The 25,133-nt window shown below is 64.2% G+C and carries 20 protein-coding genes; 13 read left to right on the top strand and 7 right to left on the bottom strand.

Annotated elements, in window-relative coordinates:
• The first annotated feature begins 41 nt into the window (after positions 1-41).
• From VMP31_RS22465 to VMP31_RS22445, 5 genes are all read left to right on the top strand, one after another.
• Positions 42-1,811 carry an N-acetylglutaminylglutamine amidotransferase gene (locus tag VMP31_RS22465; protein WP_325509926.1) on the top strand — a complete coding sequence of 590 codons (1,770 nt, stop codon included), beginning with the start codon at positions 42-44 and terminating at the stop codon, positions 1,809-1,811.
• A 148-nt stretch (positions 1,812-1,959) separates the two neighbouring features.
• Positions 1,960-3,696 (top strand): N-acetylglutaminylglutamine synthetase, encoded by a 1,737-nt coding sequence (gene ngg, locus VMP31_RS22460; protein WP_325509925.1) that lies wholly within the window; start codon positions 1,960-1,962, stop codon positions 3,694-3,696.
• A 148-nt stretch (positions 3,697-3,844) separates the two neighbouring features.
• A complete protein-coding gene (locus VMP31_RS22455) occupies positions 3,845-5,035 on the top strand; it encodes an osmoprotectant NAGGN system M42 family peptidase (protein ID WP_325509924.1) in 1,191 nt (396 codons plus the stop codon).
• Positions 5,036-5,116: 81 nt separating this feature from the next.
• Complete coding sequence (locus tag VMP31_RS22450; RefSeq protein WP_325509923.1) at positions 5,117-7,873, top strand: hybrid sensor histidine kinase/response regulator; 2,757 nt, start codon at positions 5,117-5,119, stop codon at positions 7,871-7,873.
• 184 nt (positions 7,874-8,057) lie between these two features.
• Entirely contained in the window at positions 8,058-8,297 is a 240-nt protein-coding gene (locus VMP31_RS22445; protein WP_325509922.1) for a YheU family protein, read from the top strand.
• Positions 8,298-8,392: 95 nt separating this feature from the next.
• On the opposite strand, the gene VMP31_RS22440 is transcribed toward VMP31_RS22445, so the two are convergent.
• From VMP31_RS22440 to choX, 7 genes are all read right to left on the bottom strand, one after another.
• Positions 8,393-8,821 carry a hypothetical protein gene (locus tag VMP31_RS22440; protein ID WP_325509921.1) on the bottom strand — a complete coding sequence of 143 codons (429 nt, stop codon included), beginning with the start codon at positions 8,819-8,821 and terminating at the stop codon, positions 8,393-8,395.
• Positions 8,822-8,961: 140 nt separating this feature from the next.
• On the bottom strand, positions 8,962-9,888 hold the full coding sequence (locus VMP31_RS22435) for an alpha/beta hydrolase (RefSeq protein WP_325509920.1): 927 nt from the start codon (positions 9,886-9,888) through the stop codon (positions 8,962-8,964).
• A 28-nt stretch (positions 9,889-9,916) separates the two neighbouring features.
• A complete protein-coding gene (locus VMP31_RS22430) occupies positions 9,917-11,104 on the bottom strand; it encodes a gamma-butyrobetaine dioxygenase (protein ID WP_325509919.1) in 1,188 nt (395 codons plus the stop codon).
• Between the two features lie 63 nt (positions 11,105-11,167).
• Entirely contained in the window at positions 11,168-11,653 is a 486-nt protein-coding gene (locus VMP31_RS22425; protein WP_325509918.1) for a thioesterase family protein, read from the bottom strand.
• 89 nt (positions 11,654-11,742) lie between these two features.
• Positions 11,743-12,708, bottom strand: a complete 966-nt coding sequence (locus tag VMP31_RS22420) for an L-carnitine dehydrogenase (protein ID WP_325509917.1) — start codon at positions 12,706-12,708, stop codon at positions 11,743-11,745.
• Between the two features lie 123 nt (positions 12,709-12,831).
• Positions 12,832-13,716 (bottom strand): 3-keto-5-aminohexanoate cleavage protein, encoded by an 885-nt coding sequence (locus VMP31_RS22415; protein ID WP_325509916.1) that lies wholly within the window; start codon positions 13,714-13,716, stop codon positions 12,832-12,834.
• Positions 13,717-13,792: 76 nt separating this feature from the next.
• A complete protein-coding gene (choX, locus tag VMP31_RS22410) occupies positions 13,793-14,731 on the bottom strand; it encodes a choline ABC transporter substrate-binding protein (RefSeq protein ID WP_325509915.1) in 939 nt (312 codons plus the stop codon).
• Between the two features lie 231 nt (positions 14,732-14,962).
• Between choX and VMP31_RS22405 the strand changes: the two genes are divergently transcribed.
• The 8 genes from VMP31_RS22405 (at position 14,963) to VMP31_RS22370 (ending at position 24,927) form a co-directional block, all read left to right on the top strand.
• The gene (locus VMP31_RS22405; RefSeq protein ID WP_325509914.1) at positions 14,963-15,916 is read left to right on the top strand and encodes a GlxA family transcriptional regulator; all 954 of its coding nucleotides are present in this window, start codon (positions 14,963-14,965) and stop codon (positions 15,914-15,916) included.
• Between the two features lie 342 nt (positions 15,917-16,258).
• On the top strand, positions 16,259-17,236 hold the full coding sequence (locus tag VMP31_RS22400; RefSeq protein WP_325509913.1) for a dipeptidase: 978 nt from the start codon (positions 16,259-16,261) through the stop codon (positions 17,234-17,236).
• Between the two features lie 131 nt (positions 17,237-17,367).
• Positions 17,368-17,898 carry a DUF5943 domain-containing protein gene (locus VMP31_RS22395; RefSeq protein ID WP_325509912.1) on the top strand — a complete coding sequence of 177 codons (531 nt, stop codon included), beginning with the start codon at positions 17,368-17,370 and terminating at the stop codon, positions 17,896-17,898.
• Positions 17,899-18,050: 152 nt separating this feature from the next.
• Complete coding sequence (gene dgcA, locus VMP31_RS22390) at positions 18,051-20,111, top strand: dimethylglycine demethylation protein DgcA (protein ID WP_325509911.1); 2,061 nt, start codon at positions 18,051-18,053, stop codon at positions 20,109-20,111.
• Positions 20,112-20,282: 171 nt separating this feature from the next.
• The gene (dgcB, locus tag VMP31_RS22385; protein WP_325509910.1) at positions 20,283-22,244 is read left to right on the top strand and encodes a dimethylglycine demethylation protein DgcB; all 1,962 of its coding nucleotides are present in this window, start codon (positions 20,283-20,285) and stop codon (positions 22,242-22,244) included.
• A 166-nt stretch (positions 22,245-22,410) separates the two neighbouring features.
• Positions 22,411-23,634, top strand: a complete 1,224-nt coding sequence (locus tag VMP31_RS22380) for an electron transfer flavoprotein subunit alpha/FixB family protein (protein ID WP_325509909.1) — start codon at positions 22,411-22,413, stop codon at positions 23,632-23,634.
• Between the two features lie 95 nt (positions 23,635-23,729).
• Positions 23,730-24,503 carry an electron transfer flavoprotein subunit beta gene (locus VMP31_RS22375; protein ID WP_325509908.1) on the top strand — a complete coding sequence of 258 codons (774 nt, stop codon included), beginning with the start codon at positions 23,730-23,732 and terminating at the stop codon, positions 24,501-24,503.
• Positions 24,504-24,681: 178 nt separating this feature from the next.
• Complete coding sequence (locus VMP31_RS22370) at positions 24,682-24,927, top strand: hypothetical protein (RefSeq protein WP_325509907.1); 246 nt, start codon at positions 24,682-24,684, stop codon at positions 24,925-24,927.
• Positions 24,928-25,133 lie beyond the last annotated feature (206 nt).

The following is a 25,133-nucleotide window of genomic DNA, read 5'->3' as shown; positions in this document are numbered from 1 at the left end:
CTCCACCGAGCCCTCCCCAACGGCAACACCGGTAAGGAATTATGTGCGGAATAGCTGGAGAACTACGTTTTGATCAACGCCCGGCCGATCTGGCTGCGGTTGAGCGCATCACCCATCACCTGGCCCCTCGCGGCCCCGACGCCCACGGCTTCCACAGCCAGGGGCCAATCGCCCTCGGCCATCGCCGGCTGAAAATCATGGACCTGGCCGAAGCGTCCGGCCAGCCGATGATCGACAGCGACCTGGGCCTGTCGATGGTGTTCAACGGTGCCATCTACAACTACCCGGAGCTGCGCCACGAGCTGCAAGACCTGGGCTACCGCTTTTTCTCCGATGGCGACACCGAAGTGCTGCTCAAGGGCTATCACGCCTGGGGCGAGGCGCTGCTGCCCAAGCTCAACGGCATGTTCGCCTTCGCCATATGGGAGCGCGACAGCCAGCAGCTGTTTATCGCCCGCGACCGCCTCGGGGTCAAACCCCTGTACCTGTCGCGCACCGGCCAGCGCCTGCGTTTCGCCTCCAGCCTGCCGGCCCTGGTTGCCGGCGGCGATATCGGCAAGACCCTGGATCCCATTGCGCTCAACCACTACCTGAACTTCCACGCCGTGGTCCCGGCTCCGCGCACCATCCTCGCCGGCGTGGAAAAACTGCCGCCGGCAAGCTGGTTGCGTGTCGACGCCCAGGGTAACTGCGAGCAGCAGACCTGGTGGAACCTGACCTTCGGCCCGCGCCCCGATGAAAGCGGCTACGGCCTGGAAGAATGGCGCGACCTGGTGCTCGATGGCATGCGCCAGGCCGTGTCGATCCGCCAGCGCGCTGCGGTGGATGTCGGCGTGCTGCTCTCCGGCGGGGTCGACTCGAGCATGCTGGTGGGCCTGCTGCGCGAGGCCGGGGTGGAAAACCTCTCGACCTTCTCCATCGGCTTCGAGGATGCCGGCGGCGAGCGTGGCGACGAATTCCAGTACTCCGACCTGATCGCCGAGCGCTTCGCCACCCGCCACCATCAACTGCGTATCGGCGAGCACGAGATTCTCGAACAGTTGCCGGCGGCCTTCCGCGCGATGAGCGAGCCGATGGTCAGCCACGACTGCATCGCCTTCTACCTGCTGTCCCGGGAAGTGGCCAAGCACTGCAAGGTGGTACAGAGCGGCCAGGGTGCCGATGAGCTGTTTGCCGGCTACCACTGGTACCCGCTGGTGGATGGCGCGAAGGATGCCTTCGCCGCTTACCGCAGCGCCTTCTTCGACCGCGAGCACGAGGAATACGCCGCCTGCGTACAGCCCCAGTGGCTGACCGACGACGCCGCCGGTGAATTCGTTCGTCAGCACTTCGCCCAGCCCGGAGCGAACGCCGCGGTGGACAAGGCGCTGCGCCTGGACAGCACGGTGATGCTAGTCGATGACCCGGTCAAGCGGGTCGACAACATGACCATGGCCTGGGGCCTGGAGGCGCGCACGCCGTTCCTCGACTACCGATTGGCGGAACTCTCGGCGCGCATTCCCGGTCAGTTCAAGTTACCGGATGGCGGTAAGCACGTGCTCAAGGAAACCGCGCGCCAGGTCATCCCCAGCGCGGTGATCGACCGGCCCAAGGGCTACTTCCCAGTGCCGGGTCTCAAGCATCTGGAAGGCGCAACGCTGGGCTGGGTACGCGAGTTGCTGACCGACCCGAGCCAGGATCGCGGCCTGTTCCAGCCGGCCATGCTCGACCGCTTGCTGAGCGATCCCCAAGGCCAACTGACCCCCTTGCGCGGCTCCAAGCTATGGCAGATGGCCGCGCTCAACCTGTGGTTAAACGAACAAGGGCTGTAGCGCCATGACCTGGGTGGATGTGCCATGCGACATCCACCCTGCGCGCCCTGCAACACCGCCGTAGCCCGGATGCAATCCGGGGTTGTCGCGGCTCAAACCCATAACCTGGCACAGACCGGGCCACGCGAATGAGCGAAGGACAATTTCCATGCGCGTCACTGCCTACAACCAGCGCCTGCTGCGCGGCCAGACACCCTCCTACGAACGTCTGCAGGCGCGCCTGGCCGAGGATCCCAACGCCCCGCCCAGCCAGCCCAAGGCCGTGCACTGCGGCTGGGGCCGCCTACTGATCGGCCACACCTACCCGGATGCCGTCGAGCTGGCCCAGGCCCTGCTCGACGAACGCCCCGGCGAGCGCGATATCGCCCTGTATGTCGCCGCGCCGCAGCAGGTGCTGGCCCAGGCCCCGCAACAACTCTTTCTCGACCCCTCCGACACCCTGCGTTTGTGGTTTACCGACTACCGGCCGGCGCGCCGCGGCTTTCGCGGTTACCGCATCCGTCGGGCGCAGAACGAGGCGGACTGGCAGGCCATCAACAACCTGTACCGGATGCGCGGCATGCTGCCGATCGACCCGGACAAGCTCACCCCTTACCCCCAGGGCGGCCCCACCTACTGGCTGGCCGAAGACGAAGACAGCGGCGCAGTGATCGGCAGCGTTATGGGCCTCAACCACCACAAGGCCTACAACGACCCGGAAAACGGCAGCAGCCTCTGGTGCCTGGCCGTCGACCCGCGCTGCACCCGGCCCGGGGTCGGCGAAGTGCTGGTGCGTCACCTGATCGAACACTCGATGAGCCGCGGCCTGAGCTACCTCGACCTGTCGGTGCTGCATGACAACGGCCAGGCCAAGCAGCTCTACGCCAAGCTGGGCTTTCGCGAACTGCAGACCTTCAGCATCAAACGCAAGAACGGCATCAACCAGACCCTGTTCCTCGGCCCCGGCCCCCAGGCCGAGATGAACCCCTATGCGCGGATCATCGTCGATGAAGCGCTGCGCCGCGGCATTGAGGTGCAGGTCGATGATGCAGAAGCCGGCCTGTTCACCCTGAGCCACGGCGGCCGGCGGATTCGCTGCCGCGAATCACTGAGCGACCTGACCAGCGCGGTGAGCATGACCCTGTGCCAGGACAAGCGCCTGACCCACCGCACCCTGGCCCGCGCCGGCCTGAGCATGCCGGCGCAGCGCCTGGCCGGCAGCGCCGAAGAAAATGCCGCCTTCCTCGCCGAGCACGCCAGTTTGGTGGTCAAACCGGTGGACGGCGAACAGGGCCAGGGGGTGGCGGTGGACCTGCGCACCCCGCTGGACGTGCAGGATGCCATCGAGCGCGCCCGCACCTTCGACAGCCGGGTGCTGCTGGAAAGCTTCCACGCAGGCTGCGACCTGCGCATCCTGGTAATCGGCTTCGAGGTGGTGGCTGCGGCCATCCGCCGGCCAGCGCAAGTGGTGGGCGACGGCCAGCACAGCATCGGCGAACTTATTGATGCACAAAGCCGCCGCCGCCAGGCCGCCACCGACGGCGAAAGCCGTATCCCCAAGGATGCCGAGACCCTGCGCACCCTGCATGCCGCCGGCGTCGACTACACCAGCATCCTGCCCGCGGGGCAGCAACTGGCCGTGCGCAAGACCGCCAACCTGCACACCGGCGGCAGCCTGGAAGATGTCACCGAGATCCTCCATCCGACGCTGGCCGATGCCGCGGTCAAGGCCGCCCGCGCCCTGGACATCCCCGTGGTCGGCCTCGACCTGCTGGTACCGGCAGCCGATCAGCCCGAATACGTCTTTATCGAAGCCAACGAACGCGCCGGCCTGGCCAACCACCAGCCGCAACCCACCGCCGAGCGCTTTATCGACCTGCTGTTTCCGCTTAGCCAGGTGGATTAAGCCCGCGCCGCGCTGCCTGTTCCCGGATTGCGCCAAGGCTTGTCCGGGCTACAGCTCAACCGTAGCCCGGACAAACGCAGCGCAGTTCGGGAGCGGGGTAAATAGCGGATCGCAAGCCACCCAGACAATTTTCGCAAGGAGAACCTATATGCAGAAACTCCCCGAACCCGACCTCGCCTACCTGCAAAAGGTACTGCTGGAGATGCTCGCCATCCCCAGCCCCACCGGCTTCACCGACACCATCGTGCGCTATGTCGCCGAGCGCCTGGAGGAGATCGGTATCCCCTTCGAGATGACCCGCCGCGGCACCATTCGCGGCACCCTCAAGGGCAAGCAGAACAGCCCGGACCGCGCAGTGTCGGCGCACCTGGACACCATCGGCGCGATTGTCCGCACCCTGCAGGACAACGGCCGCCTGGGCCTGGCCCCGGTCGGCTGCTGGTCGAGCCGCTTTGCCGAAGGTAGCCGGGTCAGCGTATTCACCGACCACGGCGTGATTCGCGGCAGCGTATTGCCGCTGATGGCCTCGGGGCATGCCTTCAATACCGAGGTGGATCAGCTGCCGATCAGCTGGGACCACGTCGAGCTGCGCCTGGATGCCTACAGCACCACCCGCGCCGACTGCGAATCCTTAGGCATCTCGGTGGGCGACTTCGTTGCCTTCGACCCGCTGCCGGAGTTCACCGAAAGCGGCCATATCAGCGCCCGTCACCTCGACGACAAGGCCGGTGTCGCCGCCCTGCTTGCCGCGCTCAAGGCCATTAAGGAGAGCGGACTGGAGCCGGAAATCGACTGTCACCCGCTGTTCACCATCACCGAGGAAGTCGGCTCCGGGGCCGCAGCCGCCCTGCCCTGGGATGTCAGCGAATTTGTCGGCATCGACATCGCCCCGGTCGCCCCAGGCCAGCAGTCCAGCGAGCACACGGTCAGCGTGGCGATGCAGGACTCCGGCGGGCCTTACGACTATCACCTGTCGCGCCAGCTGTTGCGCCTGGCCAGCGAAAATGAAATCCCGGTGCGCCGCGACCTGTTCCGCTATTACCACAGCGATGCGCAATCGGCCGTTACCGCCGGCCACGATATCCGCACCGCACTGCTGGCCTTCGGCTGCGACGCCACCCATGGCTACGAACGCACCCATATCGACAGCCTCAAGGCCCTTAGCAGCCTGCTCGCGGCCTACCTGCTCAGCCCGCCGGTATTCGCCAGCGACGCCCAACCGGCCCAGGGTTCCCTGGAGCGCTTCAGTCACCAACTGGAGCACGACGCACAGATGGAGAGCGACACCCGCGTCCCCACCGTGGATAGCCTGCTCGGCCACCGCGATCAGGACGCTTGAAGGGCAGCGCGCATCCGGGCAAAGTGACAGCACTAAAAAACTGGCTGAGCCCGGCCCCCCTAAAAACCAAGAGGTTTGCGGATGCCTCATATCTGGCTTGCGCTGCTATTGCTCTGGCTGTGTGGGCCCGCCTGGGCATTGCAACCTGCGCTGCTCGACAGCAGCGACCTGCGCCTCTCCCTCGGGCCGAGCATGGGCTATCTGGAGGATCCCGACGGTAGCCTGAGCCTGGAACAGGTCGGCAACCTGCCCGACCAGCGTTTCACTCCGGTAGCCGGCGAGCACGCCAACCTCGGCAAGAACGACTCGGTCTGGTGGTTCAAGGTGCAACTGGATAACCGCCTGCACAGTGACCTGGCCGGTTACCTGGAAGTCAATTACCCGCTGCTCGATCACCTGCAGTTCTATCTGGCCGGTCCCGACGGCAACTGGCAAACACAGGAGAGCGGCGATAAGTACGCCTTCTCTCAGCGCCCGGTGCAGGTGCGCAATTTCTGGTTCCCGGTCGACCTGCCGCCCGGTAGCAGCACCCTGTTGATCCGCGTGGAAACCACCAGCACGGTCTTCGTGCCACTGTTCTTCAGCACCTACCACGCCAGCGCCGCCGCCCAGGAAAACCTGATGGGCATCAACGGGGCCTTCTACGGCGTGCTGTTCGCCATGTTCTGCTACAACCTGTTCCTGTTTATCTCGCTGCGCGAGGCGGCCTACTTCTGGTACCTGGTGTACAGCTTCAATATCGGCCTGTTCGCCGCCAGCTTCGACGGCATGCTGTTCAAGCTGCTGCCCGAGCATATCGGCCTGCAGTCGGTCAGCATCTATATCCTGATGTACATTCACTGCCTCACCGCCACCCAGTTCAGCCGCCACTTTCTGCACACCCAGCAGTATTTCCCGCGCCTGGACCTGGGCCTGCGCCTGTTTATGCTGCTGGTCGGCGGCTGCCTGGTGTCGGTGCCGCTGATCGGTCTGCAGGCCTGGAACATCCTCGCCAGCCTCACTGTTCTGGCGGTGTCCCTGGTGCTGCTGCTCAGCGGGGCCTACGTATGGCGCAAGGGCCTGCGCTACGGCTCCTACTACATCCTCGCCTGGGGCATTCTGCTGGCCTCCTTTATTATCGCCACGTCCGGTTCGCTGGGCCTCGAACTGCTGGGCCTGTATGGCGATGCGGTGGTCAAGGCAGGCGTGACCATCGAGCTGATCGCCCTGTCCATCGGCCTGGCCGACCGCATCAATATGCTCAAGGAAGAAGGCTTCAAGTCGCGCCGCGCCGCCGAACAGGCGGAGATCGAGAACCTGGCCAAGAGCCGCTTCCTGGCCAAGATGAGCCACGAGATCCGCACCCCGCTCAACGGCGTGCTGGGCATGCTGCAACTGCTCAGGGAAACCCCGCTGGATCGTAGCCAGCGCTTCTATGTCGACACCATTTCAAGCTCGGGAAGCTCACTGATGGCCGTGATCAATGACATCCTCGATTACGCCCGTATCGAATCCGGCAAGCTCAGCCTGGAACATATCGACTTCGATCTGGAAGAACTGATTTCAGACACCCTCAGCCTGTTTACCGGCCAGGCCCTGGACAAGCGCCTGCGCCTCTATATCAGCCTGGAGGCGGGCGTGCCGCGACGCATCCAGGGCGACCCGACCCGGCTCAAGCAGGTGCTGATGAACCTGCTGAGCAATGCCCTCAAATTCACCGCCGAGGGCCATGTATCACTCAACGTCTCGCGGCGCAGCGATTCCCAGGGCAACCCCCACCTGATCTTCGCCATCAGCGACAGCGGTATCGGCATCAGCGATGAGTCCCTGACCCAGCTGTTCGAATCCTTCGCCCAGGGCGACTCCAGCACCACCCGCCGCTACGGCGGCAGCGGCCTGGGCCTGGCCATCAGCAAGGAACTGGTGGAAATGATGGGCGGCCGGATCGAGGTGCAGAGCACCCCGGGCCAGGGCACCCGCTTTGCCTTCGATATCCCCCAGGCCACCGAGGAACAGCCCGCCGACCCGCTCTGCGAGCTGCTCAAGGGCCGCACCGCCCTGCTCACCTCCCTCGACGGCCTGGGGCTGGACGCCCTCAGCCGCCTGCTCGGGCGTTGGGGCATGCGCACCGAACGCTGCCAGAACCCGGAAAGCCTGCAGGGCTATCTGCAGGACTTCGCCGCACCGCCGCTGCTGGTGCTCATGGCCCCCTGGCCGGGCAGCACCCAGCACTGGCTGGACGCCCTGCGCCCCCTGTTGCATCCCGGCCAGCGCATCCTGCTGCTCAGCTCCCCCGAACAATGCCAGCAGACACCCAACAGCGGTGGCCTGCGCCTGGTCAGCCTGGCCCAGCCGCTGGCCGTCACAGCGCTGCGCGGGGCCCTGGTGGAGCTCTATGAAGAACACCGCAGCCCGGAAGTCCGCCCCCTGCCGCAGCCGCGTCACGACAGCGGCGGCGCGCCCTGCATCCTGGTTGCCGAGGACAACCCGGTGAACCAGCTGGTGGTGCAGGGCTTTCTGAAGAAGCGCGGCTATAACGTGCGCCTGGTCACCAACGGCCTGGCCGCGGTCAATGAGTACCAACGTGACCCGAGTGCCACGCAGCTGATCCTGATGGATTGTGAGATGCCGGAAATGGACGGCTTCGAGGCCACCCGGCAGATCCGCCGCATCGAGCGCCAGCATAATCTGCCCGCGGTGCCCATCGTCGCGCTGACCGCGCATATCCTCGACGAACACCGCCAGCACGGCAGCGACGCCGGCATGAACGACTTCCTCGGCAAGCCGCTGGACAGCGCACGCCTCTACAGCACCCTGGAACGCCTGCTGCAACAGCCCGAGGCAGATAACGCGCTTTAGGTTGTGGCCAGCTGTTGGGCTGCGCTGCGCTTAGCGCCGGCCTACCTGCCAGGGTAGGTTTCTCCACACATACACCAGCCCATGGGCCCAAAGCCCCCGCGACAGATAAGCGAGACATGGCCTTGCGCATGGCCAGACGGCCCGGCGCGCGTTAGCATCGCCGCTGCGTTCTGGAGAACTGACCGTGCTGATCCCTTTTCACCTGCTCGAAGCCGACACCCTGACCCGCCTGATCGAAGATTTCGTCACCCGCGACGGCACCGACAACGGCGATGAAACCCCGCTGCACACCCGCATCGAACGCGTACGCCATGCCCTGGACAAAGGCCAGGCGGTGATTGTCTTCGACCCGGAAAGCCAGCAATGCCAGCTGGCACTCAGGCGCGATGTGCCCAAAGAGTGGCTGGATGCACTGGAGGAATAAATACAGCTCGTAGGTTGGCGCTAAGCGTAGCGAAGCCCAACGGCGCGGTATGCTCCTTGGGTTTCGTCACTGTGCGCCTCGGCTGAAGCATTGCGTTAACCGCGCAGACCGCCTTCGCGCTCCCAGGCACAACGCACGCGCAACTCGCCCTCATCGGGGCTGTGAAAGCCCTTGTCCGACTCCCAGCGAAAGGTGTGGGTACCGTTCAACTCGGTTTCCAGATGCACCACCGCACTGGCCCAGTACAGACGCTTGAGCAAGGCCTCGAACTGCTTGATCCACAGGCTCCACTCATACTCCACGGTACGGTAGCTGGCCCCGAAGTGGATCACCTGGGTCTGGTACAGACCATCCCCCGGCTGCTGACAGCAGGCAAACATTTCCCTGCCGAGAAAACTCCAGGCATCGCCCGCCGGCAACTGGTCGAGCACCTGCTGATTGATCTCGCGACGCAGACGGCTCTCCGCTGGACTATCCGATGGCCAGTCACGGATACAGCCATAAACGATGGACTCGGACTCCACATCGCCACTCCAAAAAAACCAGGCTGCCTTCTATCACAGCACCCGCAAGCAAGGAAGGAACTGCCGCTAAATAAGCGAAATAGGCGGCTTCCCCCCCGGTCAAGCTGGTGCGCGCGGCGCACCCTACAGAATCAGGCCCGTCAGACTGCCGTGGCCAGCCAGGCGCACAGGCGTTGATACAGGCGATCCACCTCGGCCACCCGCCCCAGCCCACGCAGGCAACCGTGAACCAGGCCCAGCCCCGGCTCGAATTCCACCGGCACGCCATCGAGTGCCAGGCGTTCGGCGTAGCGGGCGGCGTCATCGCGTAAAGAGTCGAACTCGGCTGCAGCGACAAAGGCCGGGGGCAGGCCGACAAAGTCTGGGGCCGCCAGCGGCAGCGCCAGAGGGTTTTGCCGTTGCTCCGGGTCCGCCAAATAAATATCCAGACAGGCCTGCAGCCCAGCGTGGGTCAGCAAGGGCGCATCGGCGCAAAGTTGGTGCGATGGCAAGGGCAGCGCACTCAGTACCGGATAGATCAGCGCCTGGGCGCAAGGTTGCTGCTGCCCCGCCGCACGCAAGGCCAGGCAAATGGCCACCGCAAGATTGCCACCGGCGCTGTCGCCAGCCACTGCCAGCCGCGCCTGCTCCAGCGGTACGTCGAGCTGGCCATCGCGCAGCGCCTGCCAGACGCCCATGCAGTCCTCCAGGGCGGCGGGAAAAGGCTGCTCGGGGGCGAGCCGATAGGCGACAGCTACGACCACCAGCCCAAGCTGCTGCGCCAGATAGGCACAGATAAAGTCGTGGGAATCGAGGTCGCCGAGCATCCAGCCGCCACCATGCAGGTACAGCAGGCAGGGCCAGCCAGCAGCGGGGGCTGGCTGGGCTGGCAGATAGCGGCGCACCGCAACCTCGGCGAGCTGCAGGTCATTGATCGTCAAACCGGCCGGGCGCGGCGGGCTGAACGCCCGGCACAATGCCCCATAGGCGGCGCGCTGCGCTGCCAGCGAGTTGTCCGCGGAGGCGTGCGTCTGGCTCTCGGCAACGAAGGCGGCCATCTGCGCAGACAAGGGATAAGACTCAGGCATTGGCTCTCCATAGCGGGGACTGTCAGGTTTAGCGCTGTAGCACGCGGATCCGCGACAGTAGCTCATCGCGGTCGACATAGCAGCCCTGAAAATGCCGCGCGCCGCTGGACGGATCAAACTCGCGGCGCGCATGCAGAACCCTGCGGTTGTCGAAGCACCACAGCTGGCCAGCCTCAAGCCGCCGTTGCAGGCGAAAGCGCGGCTCGCGGGTCATGCCGATAAAGCGTCGGTAGGCGCGATACAGCGCCGACATCTGCTCGACTGGCACATCGAAGGGGCCGCGCAGAAAGTTGGCCATGCGCACCTCGCTGACCCGGCCCTCTGCGTCCAAGGCGATAATCGGTGCCAGGCAGCGGTAGTCGCTGCGGCGGCTCTTGTTGCGGAACTCGACGGCGCGGGTGCACAGGCTATGAAAATCCTCCGGGGCCTCTTGCTGCAGGACCTCGGCAATAGCGAAGCCGTCGACGAAGATGCTTTCACCGCCCATGGCGTCGTTGACCAGGCAATGCAGAAACTGCAAGCCGGGCTGCAACTCGCGGGTCGGCAGGTCGGTGTGCAGCGGCAGGTTGAAGGCGGTGTAGGCATTGCTGTCGGCATCGGCCTTGGAGCGCACATCGAACAGCACGCCGAAATTGCTCTCGCGAATAAACGAAATGCGCTGGGCGACCTGCTGCAGGGCGCCCGCAGTGGTGGGTACGCCGGTCAGCTGGGTCAGGCCGAAATCACGCACGGCCAGCAGCCAGCGCAGCAGGCTGGCGTCATCCTCGATTACTGCCTGATAGTCGAATTGCGCCAGCTGCTCGGCCATCTCCGCGCCCCATAGCCGGCTCTGCGGGTGCTGCGCGCGGCGTTCGGCACGCGAGGCATCGTCGTAGGCATGGGCGCGCAACCAGCCAGGTTGATAACGGCTGTGGTGACCGTCATGCCAGTCGATCAGCAGCTGGCCCTGTTCGTCGATACAGGCGTTCGGTGGCTCCAGCGTTTCAGGCACATCGACGATTTCCAGCAGCTGCTCGCGGGTCACGTCGTACACGCAGTGGCTGCAGGCACAGTTATCGCGCAGCCACTGATGGTGAAAGGGGCTGATGCGCCCATCGCGCCAGAGCAGGTCAAGTCGGTCGTCCGCTGGGTGCAGGCCGACCAGATCGACGCTGCTCGGATAGCTGCGCCAATCGGCAATAAAGGAGGGTGCGGGCGACAAATCCACAGCGGTCATAACGATCTCCTGGCGCGACGTGTTGGATAGGGTTGTTTGGTTGCGAGCAAATGTTCGGCTGCTCTAGACCCGGGCGGCTGGCAGAGCGATCAGTCGACCGACGCAGGCAGGTTGCGGTAGACCGCGATGAGCCTCCCCCAGAGCCTGCACCCGCAGCAGTACCTGCGGGTCGAAGGAGGCCGAGCGCGTGCTGGCGCTGTCGATGTTCATCAGCATCTGCTCGCTCTGCGCCAGACTGGCGGCATCGCCTGGGCAGCGCAGATCGTGGTGGATATGCAGGCGCTTGCCATCGTGAGCCAGCAACTGGGTATGCACCTCGACCGCCGCGCCTTGTTTGACCTCGGCCAGGTAGTTGAGGTGGCACTCAAGGGTGTACAGGGTGTGGCCGCTGCGCGCCCGGCCGGCTTCATCCAGGCCCAGCTGATCCATCAGCGCGTCGGTGGCATGACTGAAGATCAGCAGGTAGAAGGCATCGCGCAGGTGGCCGTTGTAGTCGACCCACTCGGGCAGGACGGTGGTGCGGTAAGGGGTGAACGGACGGCAGTGCATTGAGGCGGCTCCAGCAAGGGCCCTCCCCCGCAAGCGGGAGCGAGCAGTGGTACAGAGCATGTAGGGTGCGCCGTGCGCACCGAAAGTGGCTACTCGGCGAAGTCAAAGCCGTGCTTGCGCTTGGTCTCTCCGATCGCACCGAGTACCGCCAACAGGCAGTCGTCGCGGTAGCGCTCCAGTTCTTCCAGGCTGCGGCTGCCTTGCTGCTCGGCGGTGCCTTCGACCACTGCGTCGATCAGCCCCTCGGTCAGCTCGGGCGCTTGCAGGTAGGTCCAGGGCAGTTTTAGCGCCGGGCCGAACTGGGCCATAAAGTGGCGCATACCGGCCGGGCCGCCGGCCAGGGTGTAGGTGAGAAAACTGCCCATAAACGACCAACGCAGGCCGGCACCGAAGCGGATCGCGTCGTCGATCTCGCCGGTAGTCGCCACGCCGTCGTTAACCAGGTGCAGCGCCTCACGCCACAGCGCTTCGAGCAAGCGGTCGGCGATAAAGCCTGGCACTTCCTTGCGCACATGCAGCGGGCGCATGCCCAGGGACTCGTAGACCTGGATCGCTGCCTGCACCGCTTCCGGCGCCGTGTACTGGCCGCCTACGACCTCCACCAGTGGCAACAGGTAGACCGGGTTAAACGGGTGGCCGACCACGCAGCGCTCGGGCCGCGTGGCGTCGGCATAAAACTCGCTGGGCAGCAGCCCCGAGGTGCTGGAAGCAATCAGCACATCCGGCCGCGCCGCCACGCTAATCCTGGCGTGCAGCTCACACTTGAGCTCGAGGCGCTCCGGTGCGCTCTCCTGGATAAAGTCGGCGTCGCGTACGCACTCGTCGATGCTGTCAACAAAACGCAGGCGCTGCGGCGAGGCACCGGGGGCCAGGCCCTGTTTCTCCAGGGCTGGCCAGGCATTGGCGATACGCGTGCGCAGTGCCGCTTCGGCACCGGGTGCCGGGTCCCAGGCGATCACATCGAGGCCATGGGCCAGGGCGCGGGCGATCCAGCCGGCACCGATCACGCCGGTGCCGAGGGCGGCGAAGGTTTTAAGGTGGGTGACGAAGGGCATACTGGCTCCTGTAGCCCGGATGCAATCCGGGGTGGTTGTTCGTTGGGTCTATTGCTACGGGGAAGAAAGATGTGGTCCGACCACCCCCAGCCCCTCTCCCGGAGGGAGAGGGGAGCTAACGGCTCAGCGGCGCTTGAGCTTCATCTTTTCCCGCCCCTCGGCCGGGCTTAGGGCGCGCCCGCCGAGGCGTTCGATAATTTCGATGGCGCGCTCGACCAATTGGCCATTGCTGGCGTGCACGCCACGGTCCAGCCAGATGTTGTCCTCCAGGCCAACCCGCACGTTGCCACCCAGCAGCATGGCCTGGGCGACCATTGGCATCTGCGACCGGCCGATGCCGAAACCGGCCCAGGTGACGCCCGGCGGCAGGTTGTCGGCCATGGCTTTCATGGTCGTGGTGTCGGCCGGCGCGCCCCAGGGAATGCCCAGGCACAGCTGAATCAGCGGGTCCTCCAGCAGGCCCTCATTGATCAGCTGCTTGGCGAACCAGAGGTGGCCGGTATCGAAGATCTCCAGCTCGGCCTTGACCCCCAGTTCGGTGATGCGCTTGGCACCGGCGCGTAACTGGGCCGGGGTGGATACATAGATAAAATCGCCGTCGCCGAAATTCAGGGTGCCGCAGTCCAGGGTGCAGATTTCCGGCAACAGTTCCTCGACATGGGCCAGGCGCGTCAGCGGCCCGACCAGGTCGGTGCCGATGCCGAACTCCAGGGGCTGCTCGCCGCGACCGATCTCCAGGTCGCCGCCCATGCCGGCGGTAAGGTTGATGATCACGTCGGTGTCGCTCTCGCGGATGCGTTCGACCAGCTCGCGGTACAGCGCCACATCGCGGCTCGGCTTGCCGGTGTTAGGGTCGCGCACATGGCAGTGGGCGACGGTGGCACCGGCCTTGGCGGCCTCGATGGCGGCGGCGGCGATCTGCTTGGGCGTGACCGGGATGGCCGGGTGCCGGCCAACGGTGTCGCCGGCACCGGTCACCGCGCAGGTGACGATGACTTCATGGTTCATGGCTGTTGCATCCTTCTTCGGGGCGAGCGGAGTTAGTGCGCAGCAAGGCGCACCGGGTGCTCCAATGGGGTCGGGGTTACTGAAGTACGGCGAGAACGCTGTCGGCACCGCTGCGGCCATCGACGGTAGTGACGCCATCGAGGAAGCGGCGCAGCACTTGCGGGTTGTCCTTGAGCCACTTGCGCGCCACCGCCTTGGCGTCTTCGCGGGCCATGATCGGCTCCATCAACTGGCTCTCCTGCTCGGCAGTGAAGGACAGGTTGGTCAGCAGGCGGTTGACGTTGGGGCAGCGCTCGGCATAGTTCGGCCCAGTCACGGTGGACACCGAGGCAGCACCCTCGTTGACCCCGAACACGTCTTCACTACCGGTCAGGTAGGTCATCTGCAGCTGGATATTCATCGGGTGGGGCTTCCAGCCGACAAACACAATCGGCTCCTTGCGCGCGTTGGCCCGGCCGACCGCCGCGAGCATCGCTGCCTCGCTGGATTCGATCATTTTGAAACCACCGAGGCCGAACTGGTTGCTGTCGATCATCTTCTGGATAGTGCTGTTGGCTCCGGTCCCCGGCTCGATGCCGTAGATCTTGCCACCCAGTTGCTCCTTGAACTTGGCGATGTCGGCAAAGGTGCGCAGGCCCTGCTCGGCGGCGTAGCTGGGCACCGCCAGGGTGGCGATGGCGTCCTTCAGGCTGGGTTCGGCGAATACCTTGACCTGGCCCTTGTCGAGGAAGGGCTGAATATTGCTGTCCATTGCCGGCTTCCAATAACCGAGGAAGAAATCGATCTGCTGCTTATCGATGCCGGAGAAGATGATCTGCTGCGAAGCCGTGATCTGCTTGGTCTGGTAACCCAGGCTCTCGAGCAGGGTTGCCGCGACCGCACTGGTGGCGACCACATCGGTCCAGCCGACCACGCCGATGCGGGTCTGCTGGCAACTGGCGTCCTCGGCGGCCAGCAGCGAGGAACTGAACACACCGAGCAAACAGCAACCGGCGAATACCTTGAGTGCTTTCATCGATTCGACCCTCCAACCAGTACGGTTATATCTTTTATTTTGTATAGAGGCTCAGCGGCCTCTGGTTGTCGGGTTTCACTGCCCGATGGAGCCAGATTACGCAGCGTTTGTGGGGGCAAAGCGCACTAAAACGACTACCTGTTGAATTGAAACGACCACCTTGCTTGCCATTACCGCGCCGATACCTTTTATTAAAAAGCTGACAGCCCCTGTACCGGCGGAATGACCTGTATGCCCCAGACTCTGTGGTTTCTCCTGCTGCCCGGTTTTTCCATGATGGGGTTGATGGCCGCCATCGAGCCGCTACGCGTGGCCAATCGCTTTCGCGGCGAGCTGTACCGCTGGCGCCTGCTCAGCTCGGACGGCGCGGCGGTGGCCGCCAGCAACGGCATGTCGCTGAACGTCGATGGTGCCCTGCAGTTGCCGGCTGCGGGTGACCAGCTGTTCGTGGTCGCCGGCTTCGAACCGTTGGCGACCTTCGATCAGCGCCTGTCGCACTGGCTGCACCGGGTTGAGCATGAAGGCGCATTGCTCGGCGGTATCGACACCGGCAGTTTTATTCTGGCCGAGGCCGGGCTGTTTGCCAGGCAGCGCCTGACTCTGCACTGGGAAGCCATCGAAGCCTTTCGCGAACGCTACCCGCGCCTGGCGGTGACCCAGGAACTGTTCGAGGTCGACGGCCGGCGCATCACCAGCGCCGGCGGCACCGCCAGCCTCGACCTGATGCTGACCCTGATCGGCCGCGAGCATGGCGAGGAGCTGGCGCTGGCGGTGTCCGAACAGTTCGTCCTCGGCCGCATCCGCTCGCGCCAGGATCACCAGCGCATGCAGATCGCCAGTCGCTATGACGTGCACAACAAGAAGCTGGTGCAGGTGATCGGCGAAATGCAGCGCCACAGCGAACAGCCGCTCAGTTCCCAGGCTCTGGCCGAGCTGATTAAGGTGACGCCGCGCCAGCTGGAGCGGTTGTTTCGTCATCATCTACGGGAAACCCCATCCAGCTTCTACCTCGCCCTGCGCCTGGACAAGGCCCGCCAACTGCTGCGCCAGACCGATATGAATGTGCTGGAAGTTGGCCTGGCCTGCGGCTTCGAGTCCTCCTCGTACTTCTCCCGCTGCTACCGCGCACGCTTCGCCACCTGCCCCAGCCAGGACCGCCACGAGCAGCCAACGGCCACCGTTTGAGTGGCAGGACGAGCCTAGCCGTCAACCGCGACGCTGGCATAGTCGCGGCTAAAGCCCCTCCCACAAATCCTCACCTGCAATGCCCGCCCGCCCCTGCCCACCGACATATCCGCCCACGACCCAGCTTTGACGCTTTCGGCAATACCCCGGTCGTTTTTGCACCGGGTCGCCCGGGCCCTCGGGGATATGCTCAGTCCAAAGCGCCAACAACGGGTTTGGCGACACCGCTAACGGGCATGCCCGCTTCCCTCATCCGGCGCTTCGCGCCACCTTCTCCCGCTGGGAGAAGGACATCAGGAAGGCGTTGCTGCGCGACTTTCACTTTAAAAAGGGGACTGCCTGATGAGCCCAGCCGAATTGCACGCCGACAGCATCGTTATTGACGGGCTGATCATCGCCAAGTGGAACCGCGAACTGTTCGAAGACATGCGCAAAGGCGGCCTGACGGCGGCCAACTGCACCGTGTCGGTGTGGGAAGGCTTTCAGGCCACGGTGAACAATATCGCTGCCAGCCAGAAGCTGATCCGCGAAAACAGCGACCTGGTGATGCCGGTGCGCAGCACCGCCGACATCCGCAAGGCTAAAGAGCAGGGCAAGACCGGCATCCTCTTCGGCTTCCAGAATGCCCATGCGTTTGAAGATCAGATCGGCTATGTCGAGGTGTTCAAGCAGCTCGGCGTGGGCATCGTGCAGATGTGCTACAACACCCAGAACCTGGTTGGCACCGGCTGCTACGAGCGTGACGGCGGGCTGTCCGGCTTCGGCCGTGAGATCGTCGCCGAGATGAACCGCGTCGGCATTATGTGCGACCTCTCGCATGTGGGTTCGAAGACTTCCGAGGAAGTCATCCTCGAATCGAAAAAGCCGGTCACCTACTCCCACTGCCTGCCGTCGGGCCTGAAAGAACACCCGCGCAACAAGTCCGATGAAGAACTGAAATTTATCGCCGACCACGGCGGCTTTGTCGGCGTGACCATGTTCGCGCCGTTCCTGGCCAAGGGCATCGACTCGACCATCGACGACTACGCCGAAGCCATCGAGTACGTGATGAACATCGTCGGCGAAGACGCCATCGGTATCGGCACCGACTTCACCCAGGGCCACGGCCAGGACTTCTTCGAATACCTGACCCATGACAAGGGCTACGCCCGCCGCCTGACCAGCTTCGGCAAGATCATCAACCCGCTGGGCATCCGCACCGTCGGCGAATTCCCCAACCTCACCGAGACCCTGCTCAAGCGCGGCCATTCCGAGCGCGTGGTGCGCAAGGTGATGGGCGAGAACTGGGTAAGGGTTCTTGCCGACGTCTGGGGCGAGTAAGCCCCAAGCCCTAACACGACCAATGTGGGAGCGGATTTATCCGCGATCTGGCCCGAAGGGGCAGCGCTCTTGAGCGCTTCGCGGATAAATCCGCTCCTACACCTCACACAAGTTTCTGGAGTTTCCACCACATGGCCACCCACGCACCCGAAATGCCTATCCAGGTCGACGACGAAACCGGCGTCTGGACCACCGACGCCCTGCCAATGCTTTATGTGCCGCGGCATTTCTTCGTCAACAACCATATCGGTATCGAGGAAGTACTGGGCGCTGAGGCCTATGCCGAGATTCTCTACAAAGCCGGCTACAAATCTGCCTGGCACTGGTGCGAGAAGGAAGCCGAATGCCATGGCCTGTCTGGCGTGGCGGTGTTCGAACACTATATGAAGCGTCTGTCGCAGCGCGGCTGGGGGCTGTTCGAGATTGAGGCCATCGACCTCGCTAAAGGCACCGCCAGCGTGCGCCTTAAGCACTCAGCCTTTGTCTACGTCTACGGCAAGTGCGGGCGCAAGGTCGATTACATGTTCACCGGCTGGTTTGCCGGTGCCATGGACCAGATTCTCCAGGCTCAGGGCAGCACATTGCGCACCGTGGCCGAGCAGGTCTATGGCGGCTCCGAAGCAGGCCACGACGATGGCCTGTTTGTGGTCACGCCAATTTGAATCAGGTGAAAACCTATCTGTAGGAGCGGCCTTGGCCGCGATGCGGTTGATTGGCGCGCATCGGTGTTAGCACGGATCGCGGCCAAGGCCGCTCCTACAAAAGCACAACAGCACAAAAAGCGCACAGGTCGCTCTTGGGTGAGGATTTCGTAATGGCTTTCGAGGCAATGTTCCAGCCGATTCAAATCGGCAAGCTGACCATCCGCAACCGCGTGCTCAGCACCGCGCACGCCGAGGTGTATGCCACCGATGGCGGCATGACCACCGAGCGCTATATCAAGTATTACGAAGAGAAGGCCAAGGGCGGCATCGGCCTGGCGATCTGCGGCGGCTCCTCAGTGGTGGCCATCGACAGCCCGCAGCAGTGGTGGAGTTCGGTGAACCTGTCCACCGACCGGATCATTCCGCACTTCCAGAATCTGGCCGACGCCATGCACAAGCACGGCGCCAAGATCATGATCCAGATTACCCATATGGGCCGTCGCTCACGCTGGGATGGCTTCCACTGGCCGACCCTGATGTCGCCGTCGGGTATCCGTGAGCCAGTGCACCGCGCCACCTGCAAGACCATTGAGGTCGAGGAAATCTGGCGGGTGATCGGCAACTACGCCAGCGCCGCGCGCCGGGCCAAGGAAGGCGGCCTGGACGGTATCGAGCTGTCCGCCGTGCACCAACATATGATCGACCAGTTCTGGTCGCCGCGCGTCAACAAGCGCACCGACGAGTGGGGCGGCACCTTCGAGGGGCGGATGAAATTCGGCCTGGAAGTGATCAAGGCGGTACGCAAGGAAGTCGGCGAGGACTTCTGCGTCGGTATGCGCATCTGCGGTGACGAGTTCCACCCGGACGGCCTGTCCCACGAGGACATGAAGCAGATCGCCGCCTATTACGACGCCACCGGCATGATCGACTTTCTCGGCGTAGTCGGCTCGGGCTGCGACACCCACAACACCCTGGCCAACGTTATCCCGAATATGAGCTACCCGCCGGAGCCGTTCCTGCATCTGGCGGCCGGGATCAAGGAAGTGGTCAAGGTACCGGTGCTGCACGCGCAGAACATCAAGGACCCGAACCAGGCCACCCGTATTCTCGAAGGCGGCTATGTCGACATGGTCGGCATGACCCGCGCGCATATCGCCGACCCGCACCTGATCGCCAAGATCAAGATGGGCCAGGTCGACCAGATCAAGCAATGCGTCGGTGCCAACTACTGCATCGACCGCCAGTATCAAGGCCTCGACGTGCTGTGCATCCAGAACGCCGCGACTTCCCGTGAATATATGGGCCTGCCGCATATCATCGAAAAAACCAGCGGGCCGAAACGCAAGGTGGTGATCGTTGGTGGTGGCCCGGCCGGGATGGAAGCCGCGCGTGTGGCCGCCGAACGTGGCCACGATGTGACCCTGTTCGAGAAGAAGGACAGCCTCGGCGGGCAGATCAGCCTGGCCGCCAAAGCACCGCAGCGTGATCAGATGGCCGGCATCACCCGCTGGTTCCAGCTGGAGCTGGCGCGCCTGAACATCGACCTGCGCCTGGGCACCGGTGCGGACGAAGCCAGCATCATGGACCTGCGCCCGGATATCGTGGTGCTGGCCAACGGCGGCCATCCGTTCCTGGAGCAGAACGAGCACTGGGGCGCGGCCGAAGGCCTGGTGGTGAGCAGCTGGGACATCCTCGACGGCACGGTCGCCCCGGGCAATAACGTGCTGGTCTACGACACCATCTGCGAATTCACCGGCATGTCGGTGGCCGACTTTATCGCCGAGAAGGGAGCGAAAGTGGAGATCGTCACTGACGACATCAAGCCAGGCGTGGCCATCGGCGGCACCAGCTTCCCGACCTATTACCGCAGCCTGTACCCCAAGGAAGTGATCATGACCGGCGACCTGATGCTGGAGAAGGTCTACCGCGAAGGCGACAAGCTGGTGGCGGTGCTGGAGAACGAATACACCGGCGCGAAAGAAGAGCGGGTGGTCGATCAGGTGGTGGTGGAGAACGGCGTGCGTCCCGACGAGACGCTGTACTACGCGCTGAAGGAAGGTTCGCGCAATAAGGGGCAGATCGACGTGGAAGCCCTGTTCGCCATTCAGCCGCAGCCTTGTTTATCCGAGGCCGGCGACGGCTACCTGCTGTTCCGTATCGGCGACTGCGTGGCCCAGCGCAACACTCACGCGGCGATCTACGACGCCTTAAGGCTGTGCAAGGATTTCTGAGCAGAGCAAGCGGTCGACGATCTGACACGGTCCGGCCCCCTCTCCCTCTTGGGGAGAGGGCTGGGGTGAGGGGAACAGTCTCTCGGGCAACCCCTCACCCTAACCCTCTCCCCTGAGGGGCGAGGGGACTGGTTCGTAGTTACCCACTCGGTCCCGTTAGGAGACCAAAAGATGTTGAACACCCTACTCCCCATTCTGCTGTTCGCCGCACTCGGCCTGGCCGTGCTCGGTGCCGGCAAGCGCTTTCTGATGTGGCGTCGTGGACGGCCTGCCCAAGTCGACTGGCTAGGCGGACTGCTGGCCATGCCGCGGCGCTATATGGTCGATCTGCACCATGTAGTGGCCCGCGACAAATATATCGCCAACACCCACGTCGCCACCGCCGGCGGCTTTGTTCTGGCTGCTGTGCTGGCAATTCTGGTGCACGGTTTCGGCCTGCACAGCCGTATTCTCGGTTTCGCCCTGCTGGCAGCCTGTGCGCTGATGTTTGCCGGCGCGCTATTTGTCGCCAAGCGCCGCCTCAACCCGCCGTCGCGGCTGTCGAAAGGTCCGTGGATGCGTCTGCCGAAAAGCCTGCTGATGTTCGCGGGCAGCTTCTTTATCGCCACCCTGCCTGTTGCTGGGATTCTGCCGGAAGGCTTCGGCGGTTGGATGCTCGCGACGATTCTGCTGGTAGGCATCGCTTGGGGCGTGTCCGAGCTGTTCTTCGGCATGACCTGGGGCGGGCCGATGAAGCACGCCTTCGCCGGTGCCCTGCACCTGGCCTGGCACCGCCGCAGCGAACGCTTTGGTGGCGGTCGTTCGACCGGGCTGAAGGCGCTATATCTGGATGATCCCAAAGCCCCGCTGGGCGTGGAAAAACCTACGGATTTCACCTGGAACCAGCTGCTCGGCTTCGACGCCTGCGTGCAATGCGGCAAGTGCGAGGCCGCCTGCCCGGCATTTGCAGCCGGTCAGCCGCTCAACCCGAAGAAGCTGATTCAGGACATGGTGGTCGGCCTGGCCGGCGGCACCGATGCCAAGTTTGCCGGTTCGCCATATCCAGGTAAGCCAATCGGCGAACATAGCGGCGGGCCCCATCTGCCCATCGTTAATCTCAACGGCAAAGCCCTGGTCGATGCTGAGACGCTGTGGTCGTGCACCACCTGCCGCGCCTGCGTCGAGGAGTGTCCGATGATGATTGAGCACGTCGATGCCATCGTCGACATGCGCCGCCATCTGACTCTGGAAAAAGGCACCACGCCGAACAAGGGTGCCGAGGTACTGGACAATCTGATCGCCACCGACAACCCCGGCGGTTTCGCCCCCGGCGGGCGGCTGAACTGGGCGGCGGATCTGAACCTGCCGCTGCTCAGCGACAAACAGAACGTCGACGTGCTGTTCTGGGTCGGCGACGGTGCCTTCGATATGCGCAACCAGCGCACCCTGCGCGCCTTTGTCAAAGTGCTGAAAGCCGCCAACGTCGACTTCGCCGTGCTCGGCCTGGAAGAGCGTGACAGTGGTGACGTGGCGCGCCGTCTGGGCGATGAAGCGACCTTCCAACTGCTGGCCAAGCGCAATATCGCCACCCTGACCAAGTACCAGTTCCGCAGCATCGTTACCTGCGATCCGCACAGTTTTCATGTGCTGAAAAACGAATATGGCGAGTTGGGCGGCCGTTACCAGGTGCTGCACCACAGCACCTATATGGAACAGCTGATCAGCGCGCAGAAACTCAATCTTGGCCAACACAAAGGCGGTTCGGTCACCTATCACGACCCCTGCTACCTGGGCCGCTATAACGGCGAGTACGAAGCGCCGCGCGCGGTGCTCAAGGCCATCGGTATCGAGGTGAAAGAAATGCAGCGCTCGGGCTTCCGTTCCCGTTGCTGTGGCGGTGGCGGCGGCGCGCCGATCACCGATATTCCCGGCAAGCAGCGCATTCCCGATATGCGCATGGTCGATATCAAGGAAACCGCCGCTGAGCTGGTCGCCGTAGGTTGCCCGCAGTGCACGGCGATGCTCGAAGGCGTGGTCGGCCCGCGCCCGGAGGTCAAGGATATTGCCGAGCTGGTGGCCGACGTGCTGATCGAGGGCGTGGTCGAGGCGAAGAAGCCTGCACCGGCAAAACCTGAGATGGCGGAGGTGCAGTAATGCGTCGACCAATGCGCCAACGGTCTGCCCCCTCGCCCCTCCGGGGAGAGGGCTGGGGTGAGGGGGCGATTTTGCCTGGCACGCCGAATTATAGCCCCCTCACCCTGACCCTCTCCCCAGGGGGGAGAGGGAATGATCTCGTCGCCCCTGCCTTTGAGGTGCACCCATGAGCGACATTATCCGCCGTGATCCACGCGCCGAATGGATCGCCCGCAACCGTCTGCACCCGTTGCATGCCGCCGCGCAACCGACCGTGGCCAGCTGGCTTAGCGCCGCCGGGGTGCTGCGCAAGAACCCGCACGCGGTCGGCTTTATCGGCCCCAATGGCCTTAAACGTATCGACCGTTCCGGCGCACAACAGGCCGGCAGCCAGAAACGCAGCACGGCCAGCGCCGTGGTGCAGTTGCCGCTGCATACGATCGAACAACCGGCGTTCTATATCGCCGTGGTGCCGGATATGGTCGGCGGCCGCCTGAGCGCCCACGACAAGGACCTGCTCGGTCTGGCGCACAAGCTGGCCGGGAGCGACGGCGCGGTGGTGGCGGTGATCTTTGGTGAACACAAGGAAAGCGCCTTCGACTGCAACGGCGTTGACCGCCTGTTGCAGTTCGCCGATGACGCTTTCGACGGCTACGCCCCGGAAGCGCGGGTTCTGGCCCTCAGTGCAGTAGAAAGGCAACTGACCCCGCGCCACTGGTTGCTGCCCGACAGCCGCACCGGTGGCGGCGAACTGGGCCGCCGTCTGGCTGCCAAGCTCGGCGAACGCCCGGCCACGCGGGTCTGGCAGGTTGCCGATGGCATGGCCAGTGGGCGCGCGGGTGCCGGGCGGGAAGACCTGGTGCAACAAGCGCCACGGCTGATCCTGGCGGCGGTCGAATGCGCCGAACCGGTCAGCGAAACCCGTCATGAAGTTCGGCCGCTGGCGCTCAGTGAAGCGCTGGTCAGCCACTTGCCGCGGATTCAGGATCTCGGTGCCGTGGCGGTCGACCCGGCGCAGATCCCCATGGCCGAGGCCGAATTTATTCTGTCTGGCGGCAACGGCGTAAAGGACTGGGCGCTGTTCCACCAGGCCGCCGCCGCGCTGGGCGCAACCGAGGGTGCCTCACGGGTGGCGGTGGACGATGGCTTTATGGGCCGCGAGCGCCAGGTGGGTGCATCCGGCATCTGGGTTACCGCACGGGTCTATGTGGCGGTGGGCATCAGCGGGGCGATCCAGCATCTGCAAGGCATCGGTGCCTGCGACAAGGTGGTGGCGATCAACCTCGACCCGACCTGCGACATGATCAAACGCGCCGACCTTTCGGTGATCGGCGAATCCGCCGCGATTCTGCAGGCGTTGATCGAGCTAGTCGCCGCCCATCGGCAAGGAGGCGCGCGTGATGCAGCCTAATCAACCCGTAGGGTGGATGTCGCTTCACCCATCCACCAACGCCCATACCGCCATGGTGGAAGAAAACAGCGTCTTCCACCCTACGGAGCTGCGTCATGACTGATTTACAGGTAGTTGCCCTGGTCTCCGTGGGTGCTCACCCGACCTCCGGGCGGCCACGCCGTGCCGAACAGGATGCCCGCGCGGTCGAGCTGGGTTTGCGTCTAGCCAGTGAGCGTTTGCAGGTGCTGCATGCCGGCGATCCGCAGCAGGAGGCGCTGCGTGCCTATCTGGGCATGGGCCTTGAACAGATCAAGATTCTCGAACAACCGGCGCACAGCGATGCACTGCCGGTGCTGGCCGGTTACCTGGCGGACTCCAACGCGCAGCTGGTGTTAACCGGTAGCCAGGCGGAAACCGGCGAAGGCTCCGGCATGCTGCCTTACCTGCTGGCGGAACAGCTCGGCTGGCCGTTGGTGGTGGGTCTGGCGGCGGTGGAACAGGTCAGCAACGGCGTAGCTCAGGTGCTCCAGGCCCTACCCCGCGGTCAGCGCCGGCGCTTGCAGGTGCGCCTACCGTTTGTGGCCAGTGTCGATAACGCGGCACCGACGGCCCGACAGAGCGCCTTTGGTCCGGCTCGCCGTGGCCTGTTGACGGCCGAGGAGGTGGAGCTGGTCGCCGACCCGCTATTTGCCAGCGCGCAGCTGCAACCGGCAAAACCCCGACCCAAACGCCTTAAGGTGATCAAGGCCAAGACCGGGGCCGAACGGATGAAAGCCGCCACTGCCAAAGCGTCCGGCGGCGGTGGTCAGGTGCTCAAGGATGTCTCGCCAGAGGCCGGGGCCGAGGCTATCTTCAAGTTATTGCTGGAAGAAGGCGTGCTGCGCTAAGAACCTGCTGTGGGGGGGGTCGCCATAAAGCGGTACGCCGCCGGGTGCCTCCTGCAAAGGACTGTCGTTCGCTGCAACCGGGGAGGATGGGTTGAGCTTGCGATACCCATGCTGAGTTCAGATATCGCGATGGCTATCGCACGTTCAAACCATAGTCGCACCAATGAAGGAGTTGACCATGATGCATGCCGACCTGATTGATCAGGAAGATCTACGCGAACGCCTGGTGGCGCTGGGCCTGTCGATTCCCCCTGGGGTCAGTGCCGAACAGGCCTGTGAGCTGGCCGTCAGTGGCCTCAGCCCGGACCGGGCACTTGCCTTGCGTCGTCTGGTGGAAGAGCTGCTGGGCGGCAGCGCCACCCTGCTGCCGAATGTGCGCGAAGCCATCTCACGTACCCTGCTGCCGGCCCTGGTGCCGCGCTAAGCCATGGCGGACAAGGCCACGTCATGTCCGCCCTACCCGCTAGGGACCCCGCGCGCATGCCCTCTGTAGGGTGCGCCGTGTGTTCAGCCGGGAGACATAGGTAACAGGTGTCGGGAGACATAGGTAACGCATTTAGGCTTACGGAATCTTTCGAATGAGGAGTTCGAGCGATGCCGTGGCAGGAGTGCACCACCATGTCGATACGA

The organism is Pseudomonas sp., assembly GCF_035512415.1.
Lineage (GTDB): Bacteria > Pseudomonadota > Gammaproteobacteria > Pseudomonadales > Pseudomonadaceae > Aquipseudomonas.
The sequence above is the reverse complement of the archived record's forward strand: the minus strand, read 5'-3'. Positions and strand labels throughout refer to the sequence as shown.

What these genes read in the sequence shown, in the direction of transcription:
- ngg (WP_325509925.1), top strand. Translation starts at nt 1,960, where the DNA reads ATGCGCGTCACTGCCTACAACCAGCGCCTGCTGCGCGGCCAGACACCC.
- VMP31_RS22465 (WP_325509926.1), top strand. Translation starts at nt 42, where the DNA reads ATGTGCGGAATAGCTGGAGAACTACGTTTTGATCAACGCCCGGCCGAT.
- VMP31_RS22425 (WP_325509918.1), bottom strand. Translation starts at nt 11,653, where the DNA reads ATGCACTGCCGTCCGTTCACCCCTTACCGCACCACCGTCCTGCCCGAG.
- VMP31_RS22450 (WP_325509923.1), top strand. Translation starts at nt 5,117, where the DNA reads ATGCCTCATATCTGGCTTGCGCTGCTATTGCTCTGGCTGTGTGGGCCC.
- dgcB (WP_325509910.1), top strand. Translation starts at nt 20,283, where the DNA reads ATGTTGAACACCCTACTCCCCATTCTGCTGTTCGCCGCACTCGGCCTG.
- VMP31_RS22420 (WP_325509917.1), bottom strand. Translation starts at nt 12,708, where the DNA reads ATGCCCTTCGTCACCCACCTTAAAACCTTCGCCGCCCTCGGCACCGGC.
- VMP31_RS22455 (WP_325509924.1), top strand. Translation starts at nt 3,845, where the DNA reads ATGCAGAAACTCCCCGAACCCGACCTCGCCTACCTGCAAAAGGTACTG.
- VMP31_RS22435 (WP_325509920.1), bottom strand. Translation starts at nt 9,888, where the DNA reads ATGCCTGAGTCTTATCCCTTGTCTGCGCAGATGGCCGCCTTCGTTGCC.
- VMP31_RS22380 (WP_325509909.1), top strand. Translation starts at nt 22,411, where the DNA reads ATGAGCGACATTATCCGCCGTGATCCACGCGCCGAATGGATCGCCCGC.
- VMP31_RS22415 (WP_325509916.1), bottom strand. Translation starts at nt 13,716, where the DNA reads ATGAACCATGAAGTCATCGTCACCTGCGCGGTGACCGGTGCCGGCGAC.
- VMP31_RS22395 (WP_325509912.1), top strand. Translation starts at nt 17,368, where the DNA reads ATGGCCACCCACGCACCCGAAATGCCTATCCAGGTCGACGACGAAACC.
- choX (WP_325509915.1), bottom strand. Translation starts at nt 14,731, where the DNA reads ATGAAAGCACTCAAGGTATTCGCCGGTTGCTGTTTGCTCGGTGTGTTC.
- dgcA (WP_325509911.1), top strand. Translation starts at nt 18,051, where the DNA reads ATGGCTTTCGAGGCAATGTTCCAGCCGATTCAAATCGGCAAGCTGACC.
- VMP31_RS22370 (WP_325509907.1), top strand. Translation starts at nt 24,682, where the DNA reads ATGATGCATGCCGACCTGATTGATCAGGAAGATCTACGCGAACGCCTG.
- VMP31_RS22400 (WP_325509913.1), top strand. Translation starts at nt 16,259, where the DNA reads ATGAGCCCAGCCGAATTGCACGCCGACAGCATCGTTATTGACGGGCTG.
- VMP31_RS22430 (WP_325509919.1), bottom strand. Translation starts at nt 11,104, where the DNA reads ATGACCGCTGTGGATTTGTCGCCCGCACCCTCCTTTATTGCCGATTGG.
- VMP31_RS22405 (WP_325509914.1), top strand. Translation starts at nt 14,963, where the DNA reads ATGCCCCAGACTCTGTGGTTTCTCCTGCTGCCCGGTTTTTCCATGATG.
- VMP31_RS22375 (WP_325509908.1), top strand. Translation starts at nt 23,730, where the DNA reads ATGACTGATTTACAGGTAGTTGCCCTGGTCTCCGTGGGTGCTCACCCG.